We start from the raw sequence: 21,061 nt of genomic DNA on the forward strand, positions 1-21,061 counted from the left end.
CTGGCGCCCTGATGGCTTCAGGCGCCGCTGCAGCTAACCCGGTGTACTTGGAGTGTTCGCACTCCAGTGCCGGCGATGCCAAGCCTCAGGGCCTGGCTGTGACGTTGCTTGAGGGCGAGAGCTCGGCGACGTACCACCCTGAGGGCGGCATGAGTACCAAAACCGATGCGGCGTTCACTGCGTCGCAGGTCAGCTTCAAGAGGGTGTTCACGATGGACTTCATGGATACGGTAACTACCTACACCATTAACCGATCAACCCTTGCACTTACGCGCGATCAAACCATGCATTTCTACTCCGGTCCCAAGGCGGGTACGAAAGAAAGTTCGATTGCCACTGGAACGTGCACGCTGGCTAAGCCGCCAGCAGACCGGAAGTTCTGACGGACGTTCCTCGTGCATCTGACCCAAGAGCTGCTGGATCTCATTGCCCAGGTCGGTCGCCTGAAGGAATTCCGCGAGCCGACAAGTGAAGATCGTGCGCGGATCGAGAGCGCGCTGCTGGGCTTGTGGGCGATCACTGAGGACCTGCGGAGCTCGCTCACAGGCCCCGACGAAGATCCGCCGCCGCTGCTTTTCATGGCCCATCCTGATGGTTCGATGCAGGCGTTGGATCTCAGCCCGATCATCGCGCACCCGGATCGCGGCCTGGTGGGGCATGCGCTGCGCGAGCAGGTGGCGCAACAGCAGCCCCTGCCCTCGTTCGTGGTGCTGGCCACGATGGTCTACATCCGGCAGGTGGATGCTGCAGGCGGCCTCGGTGAGCGTGTCGAGTTCATGGACATGCGAGCCGAGACGCTTGATGGCTTTGGCGCGATGCTTAACTCGCGTGTCACGCGCTTCAAGGATCGGCCGCCGCAGTTCGCGGAGCCGCAGATCATCCTGCTGGGTGGCTCATCGAGAGACGGCGGTGCCGTGTCCGACTTCTACCGTCTCGCATACGAGGCGGCGTTGACTGAAGGTGCGTCAGCGACGAAGCAGTGACGGTGCACGTGGTCGATGACCATGTGGTGTGCTGTGACAGCACCGTGTCAGCAGAATCAGGTGCCTGGCCGGAATGGCTGAACAGGCAAAAAAGCAGTGAAAAATGGTCGGGGAGACAGGATTTGAACCTGCGACCTCTACGTCCCGAACGTAGCGCTCTACCAGACTGAGCTACACCCCGACTGAGGGGCGGCATTGTATGGAAGCGTATTAAGTCGGGCAATACGTTGATTCAAAAACACGGCGAATCCACATATTCGGCAAGGCTGCCGAGTGTCTGTCGGGCACGTAAAATGCCCCACCTTACGAATGTCGGAGTTGCCCGTTTGATCAAGCCGCGTACCCCGCCTGGCGTCATGGAGCTGCTGCCACGCGAGCAGATCGCCTTCCAGCGCATGCTCGACACCATCCGCCGGAATTACGAACGTTTCGGGTTCATGCCGGTGGAAACCCCGGTGTTCGAGCTGTCCGAGACGCTGCTGACCAAATCCGGCGGCGAGACCGAGCGACAGGTCTACTTCGTCCAGTCCACCGGCGCCCTGGCCAAGGAAGGCGACGGCCTGCCCGAGCTGGCCCTGCGCTTCGACCTGACCGTGCCCCTGGCCCGCTACGTGGCCGAGCACGAGCACGAGCTGACCTTCCCGTTCCGCCGCTACCAGACCCAGCGCGTCTACCGCGGCGAGCGCGCCCAGCGCGGCCGCTTCCGCGAGTTCTACCAGTGCGACATCGACGTGATCGGCAAAGATGCATTGAGCGTGCGCTTCGATGCGGAGATCCTGGCGGTGATCCATGCCGTCTTCAGCGAGCTTGGCATTGGCGCATTCACCATCCAGTTGAACAACCGCAAGCTGATGCGTGGTTTCTTCGAGGCTCAGGGCGTCACGGACGGAGAGCAGCAGGCACTGGTCCTGCGCGAGGTCGACAAGCTGGACAAGCGCGGCGTCGACTACGTGCGCGAAACGCTGACCGGCGATGGCTTTGGCATGTCGGCTGAGGCCGTCAATCGCATCCTGGACTTCGTCGCCATGCGCAGCAACGGCCACGCCGATGCGCTGGCCAAGCTCGATGCCCTCGGGCAAGGCAGCGAGATCTTCGACCAGGGCATTGCCGAGTTGCGCGAGGTGCTGGAGCTGGTCAAGGCACTGGGCGTACCGGAAGAGTCCTATTGCCTGAACTTCTCGATCGCGCGTGGCCTGGATTACTACACCGGCACCGTCTATGAGACGCAGCTGGACGATTACCCGCAGATCGGCTCGATCTGCTCGGGCGGTCGCTACGAGAACCTGGCCAGCCACTACACCAAGTCCAAGCTGCCCGGCGTGGGCATCTCGATCGGCCTGACCCGCCTGTTCTGGCAGCTGCAGGAGGCAGGCCTGATCGCCGGCGTCGACGAAAGCAGCGTGCAGGCCATGGTCGCCCTGATGGACGAAGGACAGATGGCGCAGTCACTTGATATTGCCCGCCGCCTGCGTGCGGCCGGCATCAACACCGAAGTGCAGATGGAAAGCCGCAAGCTGGCCAAGCAGTTCCAGTACGCCTCGCGTGCCGGCATCCGCTTCGTGGTCCTGGCCGGTGAGGATGAGCTGAGCCGCGGCGTCGTCACGGTCAAGGACCTGGTGAGCGAACAGCAGTTCGAGGTGAAGCGCGATGAGCTGGCCGCCAGCCTGAAAGTGGAGCTGGAACAGGCCCGCGCACTGGCGGGGCGCTGACATGAAACCGATCCTGCTGGATGGCAAGTCGCTCACCCGCGATCGCCTGGTCGAGATCGCGTTCGGTGCCAGCGTCGAGCTGGACAAGGACGCATTGAAGGCGGTTTCGCGAGCGGCCGAGTTCCTTGCCGAACAAGTGCGCCGGCAAGAGCCGATCTACGGCGTCTCCACGGGCTTTGGCAGCAACGCCGACAAGCTGCTGGGCGCGCACCCGCTGCGCGGCGAGCTGCCCGGAGCGGTGAAGTCAGGCCGCTCTCTGCATGAAGAGCTGCAATACAACCTGATCGTCACCCATGCGGTCTGCGTGGGCGAGCCCATGGCGCCGGAGATCGTCCGCGCCATGCTTGGCATTCGCATCAACACGCTACTGAAGGGCCATTCCGGCATCCGCGTGGAGACCCTGCAGGCGCTCGCCGCGATGCTCAACGCCGGCATCGTGCCGGTGGTGCCCTCGCTGGGCTCGGTGGGCGCCTCAGGCGACCTGGCGCCGCTGTCGCACCTGGCCATCGTGCTGCTCGGCGGTGGCGAAGCGTTCTACCAGGGCGAGCGCATGCCGGGCGCCGACGCGCTCAAGCGCGCTGGCCTGGCGCCGGTCTCGCTGTCCTACAAGGAAGGCCTGGCGCTCAACAACGGCACCGCGCAGATGCTGGCGATGGGCGTGCTGGCGATGTACCGGCTCGACCAGCTGCTGGACACCGCGGATCTGGCCGCGGCAATGACGATCGACGCCTTTGCCGGCCGCCTGGGCGCGTTCGCCGAGGAAGTGCATGCCCTGCGACCGCATCCGGGCCAGGTGCATGTCGCCGGCCGCCTGCGAGAGCTGTTGGCCGGTTCGACGCTGGCCGACATCCCGTACCACCTGGTACCGCGCTTTCGCACCTGGCTGCCCAGCAGCTGGGACACGGCAGAGGCACAGGCGCTGCGCTTTGACATCGGCTGGGACTGGGTGCCAACCGATCAACGCCACGGCCGCGCCAAGTTCTACCAGCGCTTCATGCCGTTCCGTGGCGGCAAGAAGCACCAGCCGCAGGACAGCTACTCGCTGCGCTGCATCCCGCAGGTGCATGGCGCCGTGCGCGACGCAGTGGAACAGGCCAAACGCGTGCTGGAGATCGAGCTCAATGCAGTCACCGACAACCCGCTCGTGTTCCCGGACAAGCAGGCCGAGCACGTCGAAGAGCAGGTGATCTCGGCGGGTCACTTCCACGGCATGCCGCTGGCGCTGGCGATGAGCTACGTGAAGGCCGCCATCCCGACCCTGGCCTCGATCTCCGAGCGTCGCCTCAACAAACTGGTCGATCCGTCGACCAACGACGGCTTGCCGCCTTTCCTGATCGGAAACGAGGACGGTACGGAGTCGGGGCACATGATCGTGCAATACACCGCAGCGGCGATCGTCAACGACTTGGCCAGCCGTGCGCATCCGGCCAGCGTGTTCTCGGTGCCTACCAGCGCGAATGCCGAAGACCATGTTTCGATGGGCGCCAATGAGGCGCGCCACGTGCTGGCGATGGTGCAGGACCTGGGCCGGGTGCTGGCGCTTGAGCTGTACACCGCCGCTCAAGCGCTGGATCTGCGTCGCGACATGATCAACGCGGCGCGTGCCCTGGCCAAGCGGGCCGATGCTGAGGGCATGGCCACGAAGGTTGCCGGTGGTCCTTCGCTCCGTGACGCCGACCGCGAGGTGTTTCTGCAGGAAGTAGACGGGCTCCGCTCCGCTCTGGCGGGCAGTGAGCCGTTCCAACCGGGGCGTGCTGTGGCTGCCGCTCATGCGGCAATCCGAGTGCAGATCCCATTCCTGGAACGCGATCGAGCGTTGGATGGTGAGGTGGCTACCGCCGTCCGCCTGGTCGAGTCAGGCGCGCTCCTGGCGGTGGTTAGGGGCGGCTGAGCCGCCCTGACTACCAGTCATTGCCCATGGGGTTCATAGGGTTCATGTCTGTGTAGTGCAGAGGGTTGGACGCATCGTTCACGTCAAGCGAGTCGTGAATCCACTCGTGCGGCTCTTGCCATTGCTCAACGACGCTGTCCGCATAGAGGGGGCGAGGAATCTCATCCTCTGTCTGCACAGGCGGCGGTGCATCGTCGTCATCATCCCAGTGCGCGGCTGAGCGACTGTTCGCCAGGGCGCGCCCGATCGCCTCTGCTTCGTCGCGCTCTGTTTGGCGATCAGTACCGAGCAGGGATCTGGCGTAGGGCCAAAGCGCAAATGCTGCGGGAACCAGTATCATCGCGGCCGCAATCTTGCTCATCAGTTGCAGGCCCAGCTCGCCTTGGCTTCCATGATTGAGCCCGGAAGAATGGGAGAAGCGGGTAAGAACCTATCGTTCTTGACGGTCGCGTCGCCGCGCTCATCGAGAAGCGCGAGCGTGCCAACCTGCGAGGTCATGCTGCTGCAGTAGATGCGGTCCTGGCCCAGCGTGGTTTCACCGATCGCATTGACATGCTTGGACCACAGTTCCACGACCTCCCCCGCCTTGCTGGCGGTGACGCGCCGGAGATCCACGTAGACATGAAGCTCAGGCGTGAAGACCAAATGCAGCCAACGCTCATCCTCGCGCTTGCCTTGCTCTTCCCAGATCGCCACATCGGCCTTGCGACTGACATAACCATAGGGGTCCTCGGCCGCCAGAATCGCCGCTAAAGCCGCATCCGCTGCGGCCATTGAGGGATCGGTCAGCTTTGCCGGGTCCTGGCCAGCGTATGGCGTGGCCGATATGACCGAGAGCGCCGCCAGGGCGGCATTGATACAGATGGTGCGGATCACGTGTTGCGTTCCCCTGTGAGTCACGTGGACATGGTAGCGCGGCCGTCGTCGCCGGCCGCGAGTTCGGATTACCCTCAGCTGCCCTCGTTGACCACCGAAAGGTCGAAGAGCCCTGTCCTTTCGGCTTGCTCGGGCATTTCCACATCAGGCTGCGCGAAGGGATTCTTGTAGAAGCGGATCATGCTCGACACCATGTTCGCGGCCTTGAAGTTCCCTTGCTCGGCCTGGTATCTGGTGTTGAATTCCTTCCTGATATCGTTGAGCGCCTGGTCGGCATCCGCGTAGGTCATGCAGTCCTTCGCGTAGGCCTCCTTGATGTCGAGGGCAGCGACAGCCACGGCAATCGCCGTCGTTGTCTTCGTCCTGATGACGTCGACCGACTCGGCAAGCTCACTGCACGTCTCAGGGCCGGTCTCGCCACGGCCTTTCAGCACCAGGCCATCTGCTGCGCCGGCTTCGAGGCGATCGTCGTACTCGGCTTTGGCGAAGATAGATAGAGCCAGGGCGCTGGCCGCCAAGCTCAGGATGATGGAGGTAAGGATGCGCATCGTGATCTCCTGATTACATCGCCATGACGACGCGATGGCCGTCTTCGTCGTCATCGTCAGGCTCGCCGTTCTCGAAGCGCTCCAGCAGCGTCATCTCGTCGCGATTGCTGACGCCGGTGACGCGCAGACCCGGAATGAGCGTGTCATCGCCCAGGGCCTTGATCAGCGGGCTCAGCGTGGAGGACGCCAACTCCGAGTCGGTGACTTCCACGACGATCGTGTAGAAGCTGGGGACAGGCTTGAGAGGCCCCGCGTCGTTCTCGCTCATGGGCGCGGTCCTTGGTTGGTCAGCGTTTCGGTTTCCAGCTCGATGCAACGTGCCTCGGCCTCCGTGGCCGGCGTGATGGTCCCATCCCATTTCCTTCCCGCCTTCGCGATCTCAAGGAATTCCTCGTTGCCAAGGCCCCCCTTCTCGACATCGCTGGCGTACATGACGTTGTGCACGTCGAACTCCCCTCCGCCGCCAGGCGCGATGCAGAGCACGCGACTATCGCCCTCGCCCACCAGGAACGCGTCGTAACCGCCGTCGAAGGCTCGCGCCACGCTGTTGGGTGGCGCCTTGGCCAGCAGAGCGGCCACCTTGGCGTGATGCTCGGACAGGAGCGTCCAGCCCATCTTCTCCATCCGCTCCTGCTCTTCGCGAATGGCCTGCTGCTCGCCCGCACTGGCGAGTCGGGTCTTCTTCGGGTCCTGCAGGTTTCCAGCGGCCAGCCAGCTGTTGAGCTGGTCCGCCAGCTCCTGGTACTCGCAGTCGCCCAGCAGGGGCGGCTCGAAGGCCGGACCCATGCAGACCAGGTCGAAACCCGCGGAACTGCACTGCGCAGCGGCATAGTAGAGCTCGCTGGTGTCGTCCCAGGTGACCAGGAAGTAGTCGTGGCCACCTGCAGGTGTGCAAGCGACCGTCATGGGCGCAAGCGCCAACAGCTCCTTCCGCAGGGCCAGCTGGGCTTTCGTGAAGGCCGAATAGCCTGGTAGTGCACTCTTGTCTGTCATGAAGGTTTCCTTTGGTGAAGACGCAGGGTCAGATGCTGCCTTTGACCCAGCGTCGGATAGAGAGGTCGCAACCAGAGCGCAGGCAGACCCCATTGGCCATGCCCTTGTGCGTTGCTCGACGCTTGCAGCCGCAGCTGCAGCGCCGGCGTGAGCGAGGCTCGATAGCCTCGGCATAGCGGACGTGATCGTCCTGGGAGCCCCATTGACCCCAGAGTTCGGTACCGCCGCGCATGGCGGCAGACAGTGCAGGCCGCGAAAGTGCTTTCAGGTCAGTGCTCATGCTGCCTGTGCCTCCGGCATGGCCTGCCGGGCATGTCCCTCGACCATGCCACGGGACGCCAGGAACTTGCGTGCCACGTCGGCAAGCTGGCGCCCTTCCATGTCACGAGGCTGGATCATCTGATTGTCCGGATTGATCACACCCTCGATCTGCTCTTTCTTCACGCCCAGCACCTCCATCATCGCCGGGTCGGCGCCCTGACTGCAGGTGACGAAATAAGCGACGACGTAGTTGAGCAGGCCATCCGAGCGATCGCGATCAACGCGCCCGATACCCTGATCGTGCACGCCGGGTGACCAGTCCAGTTCGCCGAAAACCGCGATGCTGGCCGCGTCCTGCAGACCGTCAAGGCCCGCGCCTGAGCGCAGCGACAGGATGATCACCTTGCTGCGGCCGCTGACGAATTCCTCTTTGGCGTAGGCCTTTTGCTTCGGCGATTCAGAGCCGGTGTACATGACCGGGTTGAATTCGGCCAACTGCTCCATCCAGATGTCATAAACGGCGCGATGCCAGCCGAACAGCACCACCTGCTCGCCCGTCTCCACCAGCATCCTGACGAACTGCGCCACATGCGGCGCCTTTGCCACGCCGGTAGCCTGGCGAATGAGTCGATCGAACTCGCCGGAGGCCTGCATCTTCTCGCCGCGGAACTTCTCGTTGCGCGCCACGATCGTGCGGGCAAGCGAGATGGCGTCGCTTTCCACCGATGCCATCACATCGAAATCCAGATCGATCTCGTGCGGTACCTTCTGGACCTGCGGGAGCTCCCTGCCCACTTCCGGGCGGGATCGGCGGAGCATGATGCCCTCTCGGCGCAGGTAAGCGCCGAAGGCATCCGGGTCCTTCAACTGGGCTTTCTCGCCTGGCGACGAGATGCACCACTCCCGCACGAACTCATCGTAGCTACCGAGAGCACCGGGAACCAGGACGTCCACGACGTGGTAGAACTCCGACCCGTAGCCATAGATCGGCGTGGCGGACAGTCCCATCCGCTGCTTCGCTGCCAGGCTGATGTACTTGCACGCGCGATAGATGTCCGAGCCATCATTGCGCAGCTGCTGGCATTCCTCGAACACCACGTACTGGACGATCTCGCCCAGCACCTCGGCCCAGCCACGCAGCTTGTGATAGCTGACCAGGATGACGTCCGGCAAGGTATCCCACAGATCCGCGATACGCTGCCGCGGCTGCTTGATCAGCGGGTACGGCTTGCTGGTGCGAACGTGATGCACGCGCAGATTCGGTGCGAACTCGGCCAGCTTCTCAGGCCAGTGGTTGGGCAGGTAGGCTGGATAGACGATGACCGCCGGCAAGTTGGCCGGCTTGGTCATTGGACACATGGCAGAGACCGTCTTGCCCAGGCCCAGCACGTCAGCCAGCAACAGCCCACCAGAGATCTCCGCGGCGGCCGCCGGCAGTCGCTGATAGTCGCGTGGCGGCTTGGCCAGCTCGAAGGCGGGTAGCTCGATGCGCCCGGCCAGTAGCTCAGCCAGGGATTGTTCCCGGTCTTCGTGGCGGTCCGCGAGCTCATTCAGTGCCAGCGCGTCCTGCGGGCTCATATCCATGGGATAGCGGGACATGAACCAGCGCAGCTCGCGGCTGTTCTCCGGCGTGGCCAGCAGCGGCAGCGTGGTCGCCGCGTGCTGGGGAGCGCGGGGAAATACGCGCTTGAGCCGTGCGCGCACCTGCGGCTCGCAGAAGACCTCCCAGTTGCGGTCCTGGCGCTTCACCGTCCCATAGAAGAACGTCACAGGCATTGCCTCCGTAGATAAGCGACCTCAAAGGCCTTTCCGCCCCAGTGGGGCTGTTCCTCCAGGGCGAACGCCGCCCAGCGCACGGAGCTGGCCAGCAATACGCCGGCGACCTGCGGCAGGGCGATGTAGCGGCCGACCTGGCGAAGCGCATCAGCGAGCGTGCCGTCGACTTTCACTTCGATCACGATGCCCCGCTCGCTTGCGGGCTGGGGCAGCCAGAAGTCCGCACGATTACGGCTATCCAGGCGGAATTCGCGGACATGGTCGATATGCGCGGCGCTCAGCACCTTGCTGAGCGTTTCATGCAGTTGAACCTCACTTCCGTAGCGGTAGTTGTAGCGCTCCAGCAGCGTCATGAGGCTGGCAACGCGGCAGTCCCTGCCCGGCACCGTGATAGCCCCTTTGAGCGGGTCGGCAATCGGCGTCTGTGCGTGTGGGGATGGCGTGTGCATGCGTCGAACCTGCTTGGACGGAAGGAGCGCTAGATGGCGCGAGGCTTGTTAGCCGCAAACCCAGGCGATCAGCGTGCCGGGCAGCGTGTCTGCTGCCGGCTTCAGCGCGCCCTTGGCGCCGGGCTGGACGTGAACGACGTTCTCCCTGTCGTCCAGGATCTCTTTCCTGCCCATCAGGAAGGTCCTGTCCGCGCAGCTGATCAGGTTCTGGTTCACCATCGTGCGCTGAGCCGGATTGGTAGGCACCAGCTTCTGCACGATCAGCGTCTGCTTGGCCACGTAGTCGGCGCTGTAGCGGGCCATGTCGACGTACAGCACGTCCCTGTCGTCCTGCCCGACCTTCACCCATCGCGTCTCTTGCTTCATCCCCTGCTCCACCCAGGCGCGATGCGCCGAGAACAGGCTGGCGTAGCTCTCGGAGCTCGCCGGCGCCGGCGCCGCATCGGCAGCGATCGCAGAGGCGGGGATGGCAAGCAAACCGAGACTGAGGCAGGCGACGCGGAAGATGCTGGAGTACATACGGTGAAGCTCCTTGGTGATGATTGGTGAAATTCGCAGAGGGCGTCAGGGCCGAGGGCCCAACCCCTCCGTTTGTTCTGGCGTGCCGTAGAGCACTTCCATGGCGGGTGCTCGCAGGCGTTCACGGCGACGCTGCAGCAGCTCCACCGCTTTCGCTTCGTCGACTTCGATAGCGCCCAGCAGCACAGCGGCGTTTCGCCGGCCGCGCGTGAGGTCGTAGTGCGGGTGTCTCGGATTGGACTGGAACCACTGCCGTTGCAGGCCAAGGCGTTCAGCCATCGTGTGCAGGGCTGACAGGTCGGGATCATCCGTGAACAAGTGCGAAGCCGGGACCATGCGGCCGTAAAGCTGCATTGCGTTCTCAACTTCCTGATCGACGTAGATCGCCATGAACGGACTCTCCGGTGACATTACAAATAGTGCTTGACGCCGCGCTATGGAAAGATACTATAACGAAAGTTAGGCCATAGCCAATAATATTTTGCTCCCATGAAAGGTAGCTCTGCAGCCCAGCTGGACCTGTTCACCGCCGCGGTTTCCCGCGCGTATGCCGGCAGCCCGGACGGGCAGCTGAGCAATGACCAGCTCTATGCCCGGGTTCAGGCAGATCTGGGCCTGTCGGACACCGAAATGACGGCCCGGGAGCCGGTAGGCAGGGCCGCCAAGCCCCGGAACCTGGTCAAGCGCCGCATTCGCTGGGCCCAGCAGACCTTGAAGTCGCTTGGTCTGGTGGAGCCGGCAGGTGAGCGTGGCGCCTGGCGAGTGCGCCAGCGCACGCAGGACATGCCCCAGCAGGCGCCCGATGGCGCCGCCCTGTTGGCGTTCTCCACCAAGCTCGGCCTGGCCATCTGGGCCCGGCACGAGTCGGTCTTCCCCAAGCTGGGGGCAGACCTCGACGTCGCCTTGATCTTGACCTCCCCGCCGTATCCGCTGGCGCGGCAGCGCGCTTACGAAGGCCCGCGTGGCGAGCGCGAGTACATCGATTTCATCCTCCGGGCGCTGGAGCCCATCCGGCGCAACCTGTTACCGGGCGGTTCGATCGCGCTGAACATCAGCAACGACATCTTCGTGACGGGCACGCCGGCACGTTCGCTCTACCGCGAGAGGCTTCTGATTGAGCTCTGCGAGAGGCTATCGCTCAGCAAGGCGGATGAGCTGATCTGGAGCAAGACATCAGCAATCCCGGGTCCATATCAGTGGGCGAGTAGAACGCGTCAGCAGCTGAACGCGGCGTTCGAGCCCATCTACATTCTGACTCCGGACCCCACCGCGTGGTTCGCAGACAACCGCCGCTGCCTGGAGCCGCACACGGAAGCTCACGCCAAGCTGATCGCCAAGGGCGGCGAGCAGCGCTCTGGCGTCTTCAGTGATGGCGCCTACCGCATCAAGCCCGGCAGCTTCGGCAACGCCACCGAGGGCAAGATCATGCGCAACGTGTGGCCCATCGGCCACCGTGACAGCGATGTAGTGGCCATGAATGCGTTCGCACGAAAGGCGGGCCTGCAGACGCATGGCGCGCCGATGCCGTACGCGATCGCTGATCGCCTGGTGCGCTGGCTCTCGCGCGTAAACGATCTCGTTGCCGATCCGTTCGCCGGTCGTCTTACCACTGGCAAGGCAGCAGAGGCCAACGGCCGCCGCTGGCTCTGCACAGAAGCCATCTGGGACCACTTGGTATGCGGTGGCCTTCGATTTGGACAGGCCATCGCCGGCGGCGACTGGCAAGGAAGCGTCCGCGTGGACGCCACAGGAGCAATCATCGTATGAGTCAGGATCTGGTTCCCAGCGACGTCGTGCGCCCCGCGCAGAGCGATCGCAGCTTCCGCTTCGATGACCCGACGCCGGGCACCTACTGGCGTACGAAGAAGAAGCTCAAGACCAAGAACGTTGAGCAGTGCGAATCCCCCGATTTGCCGAAAGGAATCGTGCTTCTGCTGACGGAGGTGGTTCAAGCCGATGGTGAGCCACACACCTACGTGATGGCGGGCCATCCGCTGTGGAATGACGACGATGAACTTCGCTTCCACGTCGACATCTTCCACGACTACTGGGAGCCGGCGCCCGATGGCGCCCAGGTGCGTGAGCAGGAGCTGGCGGACCTGCATGACGACATGCGAGAAACGCAGAGGCTTTTGATGTCGCCTCCGCCTGACGCTGCACCCGCTGGCCTCATTGGACACGACCCTGTCGAGCAGGTCGGCGTACCTGGCCAGGCCCTTGCCACCGTGGACACGATCAAGGCGATCGAAGCGTACGCCGAACAGGTCCAAGACCGGGCAAAGGCCCTAGCGAGCTGGACGAAGAAGCATACGACCGCCTTGGGCATGCAAGCCAAGCAGCTTGCCGGCTTCCACACCGAGAAGGCCAACGTTGCGCTCGCTGTCGCCAAAGCGCAGACCGAGGGTGTGCAGGTGGCGCAGCGAGTCGCGGCGAACCTGCAGGTCTATGTCGGAAACGGAATCGAGGTGATGCAGATCCGCGAAGGCGAACCCGCGCCGCGCGGGGAAAAACTCAGGGTGCTCCAGGATTGCTTGGCGTTCGACGAGGAATGTGCGCTGCACGTCGAAAGTTGCCCTGATGGCCTGGATCACACGATGGCGGAAGAACTGTCCGCAGCTCTGGCAGACAACTCACTTGTCGATCGCATGATTCCGTACGCGCTCGGCATGGTAGTGGTCAAGTTTCGTCGTTCGTTCAAGGAGTTCGTCAAGACGACCGATCCGAAGATGGAGGCCGCGACCCACCGCTTCAATTCCCAGATGAGCGAGGACTCGAAGCGCAGCCGCCTCCTGCTCCGCGACGGTGATCGGTTGTACCTGATCGAGTCCGAGCTGTTCGACAACTTGCAGCAGCTGATGCCGAATCAGCGCGAGATGATCGACACGTTCTCGGAACACCGGTGGGGTTCAGCCCCGAAAGAACTGAAGCGCGAAGATCTCAACTATGCCAAGGCACAGCGGCGCCAGATGGGCATGCTGGACGTATATGCGAAGGTCCTTATCGCCCTGTGGGGCCTCAGGGACACGCAGGGACTACTGGCAGATAGTGCCATCCCCGCATTCGCGAACTGGCTCGATCCGGCGTTCCAGGACGCCTTCCTGGAGCTTTGCAGCCACGATCGTTTGATCGGTGAAGAGAGGCCGGACTACGCCGAATGGCGTCGCGAACAGAACTCATTCCTCGCGCCCGGCTCTACGGTCGCTGTGGTTCCTGCCCGGTGCATGAATGATGAGTATCTGCCCGGCGCCTTCGCTACGCAGGAGCGCTACAACGGACGGACGTACGAGAAGGAACGGGTGTTCGATCTGGACCGCTCTGTCCAGGATGGGATGGTGTCGCGCGTCCAGGCCGACAAGCGCGGCTTGTTCGTTGAGGTTCCGCTGGTGTATGGAGGTTACAACAAAGAAGTGCGTCGCAAGACACGCAATGGAAAGCTGTATCTGGAGGACGCCGTCCTCAGTCACACGTTGGTGCTTGATCGGGTCATCGCATCGGACCTCACCTACTATCTGAGCTCGCGGAAGCAGAGGCGCCAGTATCAGGCCTACATCGAGCTCTTCAAGATGGCCAGAACGTGGGTCGCTGCGCGCGATGAAGCAGAAGCCACGTTGCGTGCTGAGATCCTGAAGGCAGCGGAAGCCGGCCGAATCTCCGAGGACCGCCCCGCCCTCCTGCGTGCTGTCGTCAGTGCAATGGCGATCGCCAGGATGGGGCGGCGTGACCGCTCCATTCCGGAGGCGGGTACGCCTGCCCACAAGGCCTATGTAAAGACGGCTATGACGCTCCTGTACGGGCTGGTCAGCGACAACCAGCGCAGGATCGAGAGCATCACCGCATGGGCTGCCGCCAACGGTCGGGTTCCGCTGCGGCTTGTGCTGAGCGGGAAGAGTGATTGGGCCGTCTATTGCGAGCCCACCAGCGCTGAGCATGACGCACGGCTGGGAGATCCCGCTTATGCGGCCATGTATCCCGTCACGTTCAATGACGATGGCGTGGAGCTGGGCCCGGTGTCGATGCGGCTGCTGAGACTACGCAACTACGAACACGTTGTTCACGACTTCCACACCGATGTTGTGTCGGTCGTGAAAGAGTGGGGCCACGACGTCACGCGCACCACACCAAGCCTGGTAAAAGACTGGTCCGCCCGCGGGCAGGCGCTAGCTACCCTTAGCTATGAGAACGCCGTGAGTGCATTCGAGCTACGCCACAAGCACGAAGCGTGGTTGGCGGAGGTCAGCAACGCCCGGCTCTTCAGGCTGGCCGAGCGCTACAACGAAGTCAGGAAGACGGGCTCCGTTGAGCGGATGAGTATCCGCCTGGCCATCGGCACACTGCTCGTGCGCGGTGAACCGAAACTGCTGGTGGCCTCCAAGGATGCCCTCCAGCACGTCTACGACACAGGGTCGAAGGCAGAACAGGTTGACTGCGTTACCTGGATCTTCTCGACCTACGCCAAGCCCGAGAGCCATATCAGGAACATCAAGGGCGTCGACGGTGGACGGCCCAGCCAGTGGCGGATGGGCACCATGACCCTTGCTGACGCACATGCATGCCGGGAGCTGGAACACCTGGGCGCTGATGGCATGCCGGTCCTGAGGCTGGAGATCGACAACATCGTCGACCCGTCCCTGTCCGCGAAGGCGAACGAGGACCGCCGGGTCGTCGTCACCACGCTCACCGAGCTGGGAGCAAAGCTGTTCCCGGAACTCATCCCCCTGACCCGCGCTGCGGCGTAAACGAGGTACGTATGGACACGAATACCCCTTCTCCCGTGGCCACGCTGGCCAACGTCAAAGACAAGGACGGAGGACGCAGCTCGCGTCTGAAGCCAACGGGCATCGCGCTTGGCTTGCCGCTGGGCGAGCACCAGCTGTTCCTCGACGCCCCTACCCCGCCGGCGCCGGACGTCGACGAGCTGGCGCAGTTCATCCGCTCGATCGATGGCAAGCACGAGTGTGGCGCAGGCGCGCTCGCCGAGGCAATCGTCTGCTGGCTCGGGCGCCGGGAAGCACCCGCAGGCTATGACGCCGCGTGCGACGCGTTCACAAGCTACTTCGTCCGCAACTATCCCGGACCGGACACGCTCATCCACAAGCCGGAGTGGCATGCGCCTCGCCTGTTCAAAGCGGCCTACTACGCTTTCCAGGGCGCCGCCCAGGCAGATCTGGATCTTCGCAGCAGTGGTGCGGTACCGGCTCTGAACCTGGACGACGGATCATTCGCGGGCGATGTCTGCAGGCTGGCCCATCAGATGGGAGTCGGATACCAGTCCGGCGAGTCCTGCAAGCTGGGGGCGCCCTTCTACGCCTTCACGGTCACCGAGGTGGTGCAGTTCGCGAAGGTCATCACGCGGCATGCCTCCGTGACGTACGGCGGTGCTGGCAGGCATGCCGAGCCGCAGGAGCGCGCCGCGGCGCAGGAGGTTGCCCGCATCGGCGACATGGACCCGCGCCACGCCGTTCGCGTGGGCTTCGATGGCGATGGCGATATCTATTTCTCTACGACGGCCCCGCCTGGCAGCGGCGTCGAGTTCTGCACCACCGGGACCGGCGGCGGCAAGTCGCCGAACACGTACAACGCCCTGGTCGCCCTGATGGTGGCGATAGAGGCGGATAACCAGCAGGACCCCAAGCGGGACTGGATCGCCAAGCGCAATGCGCCCAGGGAGAGCTAGAAATGGCTGTCGAGACGAAAATCCAGTGGGCCGATGGCACCTTCAACGGGTGGATGGGCTGCACGAAGATCAGCCCGAAGGCCTGTGCAAACTGCTATGCCGAAGTGTCCACGCCCTCGCGACGCTTCGGCGTTGCGTGGGGCGCTGGCCAGCCTCGCCGGCGTACAGCGCCGAGCAACTGGGCCCAGCCGGTGAAGTGGAACAACACGCTGTTCGTGGCATGCCCCAGCTGCCAGTGGCGCGGCGAGGGACGGCTCTGCATCGAAGGGGGGCGGTGTCCCGCATGCAAGACGGGCAAGCCTGAGCGGGCGCAACGGCGCATCTTCTGCGCGTCACTGTCCGATGTGTTCGACAACGAGGTCGATCCGAGCTGGCGAGAGGATCTGTTCGCGCTCATCGAGTCCACGCCCAACCTGGACTGGCTGCTGCTCACTAAGCGTATTGGCCTGGTGCACAAGATGGTGCCCGCGTCATGGATGGAGAACGGGTTCCCCAAGCACGTCTGGCTCGGTGCAACGATCGTCGACCAGACTGAAGCCGATCGCGATATCCCGAAGCTGCTGGCATTGCCCGCTTCCGTGCGGTTCCTGTCGATGGAACCGCTGATGGGTCCGGTGAATTTCCGATGGATGCCCTACGCCCATCAGGCGGCGGGCGAGGACTACCGGACCTACATGGAACGCCGCGGCGGGGTCAACCACCTGGAGAGCTTGCGCGGCATCCACTGGGTGATCGCTGGCGGCGAGAGCGGCCACCAGGCCCGACCGATGCATCCTCAGTGGGTCCGCTCACTGCGTGATCAATGCCGCGAAGCGGGCGTTGCCTTCCTGTTCAAGCAGTGGGGCGAATGGATCTCCAAAGACGCCGCAGGCGTTGCGTTGGACCTGTGCTACGAGAAGAGTCGGATCGGCGGCTGGGTGGAGCGCGACGGCAGCTTCACCGCCGGCGAAGCTGCCGCGCCCAAGGATCTGGCCACGGCCGCGCATGTGTTCCGCATCGGCAAGTCCCTGGCCGGCAGCATGCTCGATGGCAGTGAACACCTGCAGTTCCCACGGAGTGTGCTGTGACGGTGTACGTCGACAACATGCGGGCCGACTTCGGCCGCATGGTCATGTGCCACATGATCGCCACCACCAAAGCTGAGCTGCTGGCGATGGCGACGGCGATCGGTGTCCAGCACAAGTGGATTCAGCATCCTGGCAGTGCGAAAGAGCACTTCGATATCGCGCTGACCAAGCGTGCGCGGGCGGTCCGCGCCGGCGCCGTTGAGATCACTCGGCGTCAGTGCAGCTGCATGTGCATGCGCCGCCGGATCACCGGCGAGCTCGGCACGCCTGAAGATGCGGAGCGCTGGGCCCAGGAATACGCCGCGCAACGCTCGGCTCAGGCTCAGGCGCCGGCATGAAGCCCATTACCGGCACCCGCTGGACAGTGGATTGGCATGGCCAGGGCGAACCCCTGCCCGGCCAGATCGTCCGCAAGGTCTCGCCCACGGGACGTGTGACGTTTTACCGCACCCAGGACTGCCACCTGTTGCGTCATCGTGCCGCACTGCCGCCCGGCAGTGTGGCCCGGTATCGCATTCGCGCGAGCTATGTCGGCGATCAGTATGCCGGCGAGATCGCCTGGACGATGAACAGCTATGGACGGCGCCGTACCGAATCAGCCCGCTACAGCCCCCTCTTGTGAGTTAGGAGATGCACGTGTCCACATCCACCGGCCTGAAGATGGCCCGCGCAACGCCCGCCGACATCGATGCGGGCATGGCGCTTTCCAACGTGCTGGACGCACTGGGAGAAGGCAGGATGCCGTTCGACGCGGACGAAGATCAGCCGCGGCTGGATAGCAACGATCTGGAGCAGTTGCAGCAGGTCGTGGATCTGCTCCGCAAGATCGCCAAGCAAGGCAGTCTCTTTCGGGTGGTGTTTGGGATGGATACCATCCTCGCCAACGACGTGCTTGACCTAGGTGTCGACTTCCTTCAGCTCCACCCCAGGCTGGAGTCGCTGGAACAGCAGCGCGATCGCGCGGTGTCGCGACTGCAGCAGATCGAAGCCTGGTATGCCGTTCGCATCGAGCGCCTGGCCGAACTGGCCAAGGAGCAGGGCATCTGGCCTGAAGTCGCCCGCATCCTCGCCAACGGAGATCTGCAGGGGCATCCCAACCCCGATGGCACACTGGCCCAAGACCCGCCGACGTATTCCCAGCTGTTGAACCTGGCACAGCACAGAGCCATCCGGGCAGAGCAGCGCGCCGCCGCGCTGCCGGCGTCTTCCCAGCTGCTCGCGCAAGCCGTAGAGGCTGAGACAGCCCTGCTCGACGGCGAGGGTGCAGCCGCGGCGGCCGCGGCGCTCCAGCGCGTGCATGCGCGCTTCCAGGGCCTGCTCGATGCCGTGCCGCCACCGCCGGCCGAGCATCCGGACGACATGGCCATAGAGCTGTTCTGCGCTCGCCTGAAGGCGTTCGTGGCGCGCAAGCGCGTCCATGGCCCCAGCGGATGGCAGCAAGGCGGCATCAACGCGATGCTGTCCGACCAGCTGCGCCGCTACGCGCGTCATGGCGATCCGCTGGAAGCGGCTGCGATCGTCATGTACCTGGTCGCCCGTGGCGAGCTGATCGCGCCGGGGGCGCCCTCAGGGCCGGCCTGGTGCAGTCCCAGCCAGCCGCCGTCGCGGCGGCTGAAGAAGCCTGATGGAGGCACGACAGGCCTCTGGGTGCTGGTGGACCACACGCCGGAGGGAGGTCCGGCGATTCGTCGCGCGAACTACCTGCACGCCGACGCCACCTGGCACGACGCCGAGACCGGCGAGGTGCTGTCGCCTCGGGGATGGATGCTCTGGAACGGGGATGCTACCGCCCATGACTGAGCCGACCTATGACCTCACCGCGCTGGACCTGGAAGCGCTGCGTCAGCTGATCCGCACCCCGGGCCCGCTGTCCTCTGGCCTGGCGCATCTGCTGGCCAGCAGCGGCGCCATCAAACAGCCGATCGGACGCCGGTGGCGGCCCCAGGCGGCAGGACGCATCGGCGGCCGCCTGGGCAACCGCCTGCAGAAGCTGGGCCTGGCCCATTTCCGCTACACCAGCTCCGGCATCTCCGATGGCTGGTATGCCACGGAGGCGGGCAAGCAGCTCTTGTGTAAGCTCAGATCCACCACCGCACCACCCAACAGCCAGGAGGCGCAATGAGTAATCCGACACCACTGACCACTCTGCCGGACGGCAGCCCGAACAACACCGGCCTGTCCATCGATAGCGAGACCGTGCAGATCAACGTTGACCTTCGCGACTTCGGGCGGGGCAGGAAGTCCGACATCTACATCATCTACACGGATGACGAAGTTGATCCCGTGCGTCAGGTTCCAACCAAATGGGACCCTGCATCATCCGAGCCACTTGCGGACGCCACCGGAACGGTCTGGAAGAATCTCGAAGAACAGCATGGGTTCGATCTGTCGGGTGAGACCTACGACAGACTGCAGCATGCAGGCGAATGGGGGCGATACCTCCTGCATCACGCGAAGGGCGAGGTCGAAGCCGCCGAAGCACTGGCCAAAGAACATAAGCCGGAACCTTCCGAGTTCACCCCTGATCCTGACGCGGAAGACTGATCGCGAACGAACTATGCAACAACAAAGGGGCCTGACTGGCCCCTTTCTTAATTCCCCGCTCAGTGCAGTTTAGGGCGTAGTTCCAGCGCCCTGTTCAATCTTCTCAATCGATCAGGTTCGCGGGCGATGTAGCGTGCGACAGCGAGTTGCACGTCTCCATCTGTGTTGACACTCCAAGGGCCAACGCCCATTTCGGGCACAACCACGTGTCCGACGACGTCGGATACGGGCACTGCAAGCACGTTATCCCCCTGCTGGGTTTTTATCGCGGAGGCATACCGGCACAGCAAGGGCGTAAGGGGATACCGCTCTTCATTCAATCCGACGAGAAGAGCAAGCAGTCCATACTCAATCCTCCCCTCGTACATGGACTCGTTGTAGGCGTCTGGGGCAGCATCGGACAGGTCATTGAAAGTAAGCGAATCGCGATGGGTGAGTGCTGCCAACACTTTCACCGCCAGCTCAAGGTCGTCGACCTCCAAGGCCGCGGCTACACCCGACTCCAGGATGCATGCCGGGTCCTCTTGAGTGTCTTCGCACATTAATGCCATGCGGCACCCATCAGCGGCGCGTTCGAGTTGTCCCTGCTCAAGAGCTGCCATGACGAGATAGCCAGTCATCCAGTACCCGATGTCCGGAGCATTGATGGTCTCGGTGACCTCTTCAATGACATCCACGTCATCAGAATCAACTTCATCAAACGCCGCGACGCACTCAATCACGTGCCCCAGCATTCTGGCCACATACTGTTCGGCAGCGGTATGCGAGGGGAACTCATGCATATCAACCGCCGCCTGCAGAGCATAGAGATCCAGCGGGTTGACGTGGAGCCTCATTGCGATGTTCGACACGAGCGCGGGGTAAGCGAACATGTCGCCAGTTCGATTGGTGATGTCGTCATGAATGTCGACAAGTGTTAGCCACGAATCCCAATCGACGTCGGCCCAGGGAACAACACCCTTGCTCACCGCCGAAGCCACTGCAATGTCGAGTTGCAGCATGAGTGCTTCCCTGTCCTCCCGGACTTTCGCTGCATCCTCACCCCCAGCCGAACCTTCTGGCACTGAGTGAAGGTTCTGATAGCCGGCCGCTTGTGCCGCCAGCTCCTGACACGCCGATAGCGGGTATGGGGCGGTGTGGTCCTTGAAGAACGAAGGCAATAGCTTCTGGAGGCGCTTAGCCTCGCGCTTGATGCGCTCACGCGACATGGTGACTCCTGAATTGTGGTTGGAAGGTGGTACGAATGCCCGCTGTTCGCAACGACACCGACGCACAGGTCAGGGTTGCGTAGTACGTAAAGCGTGGATCTGGTGAACACCCGATGCCGTCGAGGCGGCTTCGCCCTTGCGGGCGGCGCGGTAACAGGTCGTACCGCTGGGGATAGCATGCGCTCGGCATGCTTCGTTGTCTACTGCTCAGGCGAGCGCACCGCGGCCGCCCACAGAGGGAGTTCTTAGCGCCAGTACGTCACGCCGTCATCGCACTTGAAGGCGCGCTTGCTCGGCGTTGTCGCAACGATCGGGGTCGCAGCGACCCCGCCGCTTGGAATGGTCTTGCTGGGGGGAATGGCGGTCACCGCGGTGGTGACCAGTACGTCACCCTTCCTGTGCTCGATCAGCTTGCAGTTGTGCTCGGCAGCGAAAGCCTCCCACTGATCCTGGTTCTTGCCGGAAAGGAAGAAAAGGCCGGTAATCAAGCCCACGCACAGTACGCTCAGGCCGCCTAAAACCACTTGGTCTTTGTCCATGTCGCCCTCGGCGATGATCGGGAA

At 63.5% G+C, this 21,061-nt stretch carries 25 protein-coding genes and 1 tRNA gene; 13 read left to right on the top strand and 13 right to left on the bottom strand.

Annotation, left to right across the window (positions count from 1 at the left end):
• Positions 1 to 149: 149 nt before the first annotated feature.
• The gene (locus tag ACSQ19_RS18880; protein ID WP_436001500.1) at positions 150 to 383 is read left to right on the top strand and encodes a hypothetical protein; all 234 of its coding nucleotides are present in this window, start codon (positions 150 to 152) and stop codon (positions 381 to 383) included.
• A 12-nt stretch (positions 384 to 395) separates the two neighbouring features.
• Positions 396 to 983 carry a hypothetical protein gene (locus ACSQ19_RS18885; protein ID WP_436001502.1) on the top strand — a complete coding sequence of 196 codons (588 nt, stop codon included), beginning with the start codon at positions 396 to 398 and terminating at the stop codon, positions 981 to 983.
• Positions 984 to 1,087: 104 nt separating this feature from the next.
• Here the strand turns inward: ACSQ19_RS18885 and ACSQ19_RS18890 are convergent.
• Positions 1,088 to 1,164: transfer RNA gene (locus tag ACSQ19_RS18890), tRNA-Pro, on the bottom strand.
• A 145-nt stretch (positions 1,165 to 1,309) separates the two neighbouring features.
• Between ACSQ19_RS18890 and hisS the strand changes: the two genes are divergently transcribed.
• Both hisS and ACSQ19_RS18900 read left to right on the top strand, forming a co-directional pair.
• A complete protein-coding gene (gene hisS / locus ACSQ19_RS18895) occupies positions 1,310 to 2,692 on the top strand; it encodes a histidine--tRNA ligase (RefSeq protein WP_436001504.1) in 1,383 nt (460 codons plus the stop codon).
• Between the two features lies 1 nt (position 2,693).
• Positions 2,694 to 4,583: an HAL/PAL/TAL family ammonia-lyase gene (locus ACSQ19_RS18900; RefSeq protein ID WP_436001506.1), complete on the top strand. Its 1,890-nt coding sequence runs from the start codon at positions 2,694 to 2,696 to the stop codon at positions 4,581 to 4,583.
• 10 nt (positions 4,584 to 4,593) lie between these two features.
• Here ACSQ19_RS18900 and ACSQ19_RS18905 read toward each other — a convergent pair whose 3' ends face one another.
• The 10 genes from ACSQ19_RS18905 to ACSQ19_RS18950 all read right to left on the bottom strand — a co-directional run bounded on the left by ACSQ19_RS18905 (position 4,594) and on the right by ACSQ19_RS18950 (position 10,395).
• Complete coding sequence (locus ACSQ19_RS18905) at positions 4,594 to 4,944, bottom strand: hypothetical protein (RefSeq protein WP_436001508.1); 351 nt, start codon at positions 4,942 to 4,944, stop codon at positions 4,594 to 4,596.
• Complete coding sequence (locus ACSQ19_RS18910) at positions 4,944 to 5,459, bottom strand: hypothetical protein (protein WP_436001510.1); 516 nt, start codon at positions 5,457 to 5,459, stop codon at positions 4,944 to 4,946. The genes ACSQ19_RS18905 and ACSQ19_RS18910 overlap by 1 nt, the downstream gene beginning before the upstream one ends.
• A gap of 74 nt (positions 5,460 to 5,533) precedes the next feature.
• Complete coding sequence (locus ACSQ19_RS18915; RefSeq protein ID WP_436001512.1) at positions 5,534 to 6,007, bottom strand: hypothetical protein; 474 nt, start codon at positions 6,005 to 6,007, stop codon at positions 5,534 to 5,536.
• A 13-nt stretch (positions 6,008 to 6,020) separates the two neighbouring features.
• Entirely contained in the window at positions 6,021 to 6,275 is a 255-nt protein-coding gene (locus tag ACSQ19_RS18920) for a hypothetical protein (RefSeq protein WP_436001514.1), read from the bottom strand.
• Positions 6,272 to 7,000, bottom strand: coding sequence for a hypothetical protein (locus tag ACSQ19_RS18925; protein ID WP_436001516.1), 729 nt, complete (start codon positions 6,998 to 7,000; stop codon positions 6,272 to 6,274). The genes ACSQ19_RS18920 and ACSQ19_RS18925 overlap by 4 nt, the downstream gene beginning before the upstream one ends.
• Positions 7,001 to 7,028: 28 nt before the next feature.
• Positions 7,029 to 7,280 carry a hypothetical protein gene (locus ACSQ19_RS18930; RefSeq protein WP_436001518.1) on the bottom strand — a complete coding sequence of 84 codons (252 nt, stop codon included), beginning with the start codon at positions 7,278 to 7,280 and terminating at the stop codon, positions 7,029 to 7,031.
• On the bottom strand, positions 7,277 to 9,031 hold the full coding sequence (locus tag ACSQ19_RS18935; RefSeq protein WP_436001520.1) for an SNF2-related protein: 1,755 nt from the start codon (positions 9,029 to 9,031) through the stop codon (positions 7,277 to 7,279). Before ACSQ19_RS18935 ends, ACSQ19_RS18930 begins: the two co-directional genes overlap by 4 nt.
• Positions 9,028 to 9,486 carry a hypothetical protein gene (locus tag ACSQ19_RS18940; RefSeq protein ID WP_436001522.1) on the bottom strand — a complete coding sequence of 153 codons (459 nt, stop codon included), beginning with the start codon at positions 9,484 to 9,486 and terminating at the stop codon, positions 9,028 to 9,030. Before ACSQ19_RS18940 ends, ACSQ19_RS18935 begins: the two co-directional genes overlap by 4 nt.
• 48 nt (positions 9,487 to 9,534) lie before the next feature.
• Positions 9,535 to 10,005, bottom strand: coding sequence for a hypothetical protein (locus ACSQ19_RS18945; RefSeq protein WP_436001524.1), 471 nt, complete (start codon positions 10,003 to 10,005; stop codon positions 9,535 to 9,537).
• A 45-nt stretch (positions 10,006 to 10,050) separates the two neighbouring features.
• The gene (locus tag ACSQ19_RS18950; RefSeq protein WP_436001526.1) at positions 10,051 to 10,395 is read right to left on the bottom strand and encodes a DUF4031 domain-containing protein; all 345 of its coding nucleotides are present in this window, start codon (positions 10,393 to 10,395) and stop codon (positions 10,051 to 10,053) included.
• A 99-nt stretch (positions 10,396 to 10,494) separates the two neighbouring features.
• On the opposite strand from ACSQ19_RS18950, the gene ACSQ19_RS18955 reads away from it, so the two are divergent.
• The 9 genes from ACSQ19_RS18955 to ACSQ19_RS18995 are packed head-to-tail and all read left to right on the top strand — an operon-like array spanning position 10,495 to position 19,290.
• Complete coding sequence (locus ACSQ19_RS18955) at positions 10,495 to 11,772, top strand: DNA methyltransferase (protein WP_436001528.1); 1,278 nt, start codon at positions 10,495 to 10,497, stop codon at positions 11,770 to 11,772.
• Positions 11,769 to 14,741, top strand: coding sequence for a hypothetical protein (locus tag ACSQ19_RS18960; protein WP_436040807.1), 2,973 nt, complete (start codon positions 11,769 to 11,771; stop codon positions 14,739 to 14,741). Before ACSQ19_RS18955 ends, ACSQ19_RS18960 begins: the two co-directional genes overlap by 4 nt.
• Positions 14,742 to 14,776: 35 nt before the next feature.
• On the top strand, positions 14,777 to 15,679 hold the full coding sequence (locus tag ACSQ19_RS18965; protein WP_436001149.1) for a hypothetical protein: 903 nt from the start codon (positions 14,777 to 14,779) through the stop codon (positions 15,677 to 15,679).
• A gap of 2 nt (positions 15,680 to 15,681) precedes the next feature.
• Positions 15,682 to 16,746 carry a phage Gp37/Gp68 family protein gene (locus tag ACSQ19_RS18970; protein ID WP_436001151.1) on the top strand — a complete coding sequence of 355 codons (1,065 nt, stop codon included), beginning with the start codon at positions 15,682 to 15,684 and terminating at the stop codon, positions 16,744 to 16,746.
• Positions 16,743 to 17,084 (top strand): DUF4031 domain-containing protein, encoded by a 342-nt coding sequence (locus ACSQ19_RS18975; protein ID WP_436001153.1) that lies wholly within the window; start codon positions 16,743 to 16,745, stop codon positions 17,082 to 17,084. Before ACSQ19_RS18970 ends, ACSQ19_RS18975 begins: the two co-directional genes overlap by 4 nt.
• Complete coding sequence (locus ACSQ19_RS18980; RefSeq protein WP_436001155.1) at positions 17,081 to 17,368, top strand: hypothetical protein; 288 nt, start codon at positions 17,081 to 17,083, stop codon at positions 17,366 to 17,368. The genes ACSQ19_RS18975 and ACSQ19_RS18980 overlap by 4 nt, the downstream gene beginning before the upstream one ends.
• A 14-nt stretch (positions 17,369 to 17,382) precedes the next feature.
• Positions 17,383 to 18,546 carry a hypothetical protein gene (locus tag ACSQ19_RS18985; RefSeq protein WP_436001157.1) on the top strand — a complete coding sequence of 388 codons (1,164 nt, stop codon included), beginning with the start codon at positions 17,383 to 17,385 and terminating at the stop codon, positions 18,544 to 18,546.
• Positions 18,539 to 18,868, top strand: a complete 330-nt coding sequence (locus ACSQ19_RS18990) for a hypothetical protein (RefSeq protein WP_436001159.1) — start codon at positions 18,539 to 18,541, stop codon at positions 18,866 to 18,868. Before ACSQ19_RS18985 ends, ACSQ19_RS18990 begins: the two co-directional genes overlap by 8 nt.
• On the top strand, positions 18,865 to 19,290 hold the full coding sequence (locus ACSQ19_RS18995) for a hypothetical protein (protein WP_436001161.1): 426 nt from the start codon (positions 18,865 to 18,867) through the stop codon (positions 19,288 to 19,290). The genes ACSQ19_RS18990 and ACSQ19_RS18995 overlap by 4 nt, the downstream gene beginning before the upstream one ends.
• Before the next feature lie 59 nt (positions 19,291 to 19,349).
• Here the strand turns inward: ACSQ19_RS18995 and ACSQ19_RS19000 are convergent, their stop codons facing one another.
• Together ACSQ19_RS19000 and ACSQ19_RS19005 are read right to left on the bottom strand one after the other, a co-directional pair.
• Complete coding sequence (locus ACSQ19_RS19000) at positions 19,350 to 20,498, bottom strand: hypothetical protein (RefSeq protein WP_436001163.1); 1,149 nt, start codon at positions 20,496 to 20,498, stop codon at positions 19,350 to 19,352.
• Positions 20,499 to 20,743: 245 nt separating this feature from the next.
• Positions 20,744 to 21,037 (bottom strand): hypothetical protein, encoded by a 294-nt coding sequence (locus tag ACSQ19_RS19005; protein ID WP_436001165.1) that lies wholly within the window; start codon positions 21,035 to 21,037, stop codon positions 20,744 to 20,746.
• Positions 21,038 to 21,061: the final 24 nt, after the last annotated feature.

Source organism: Pseudoxanthomonas sp. LjRoot127 (genome assembly GCF_964253495.1).
Taxonomy (GTDB): Bacteria; Pseudomonadota; Gammaproteobacteria; order Xanthomonadales; family Xanthomonadaceae; genus Pseudoxanthomonas_A.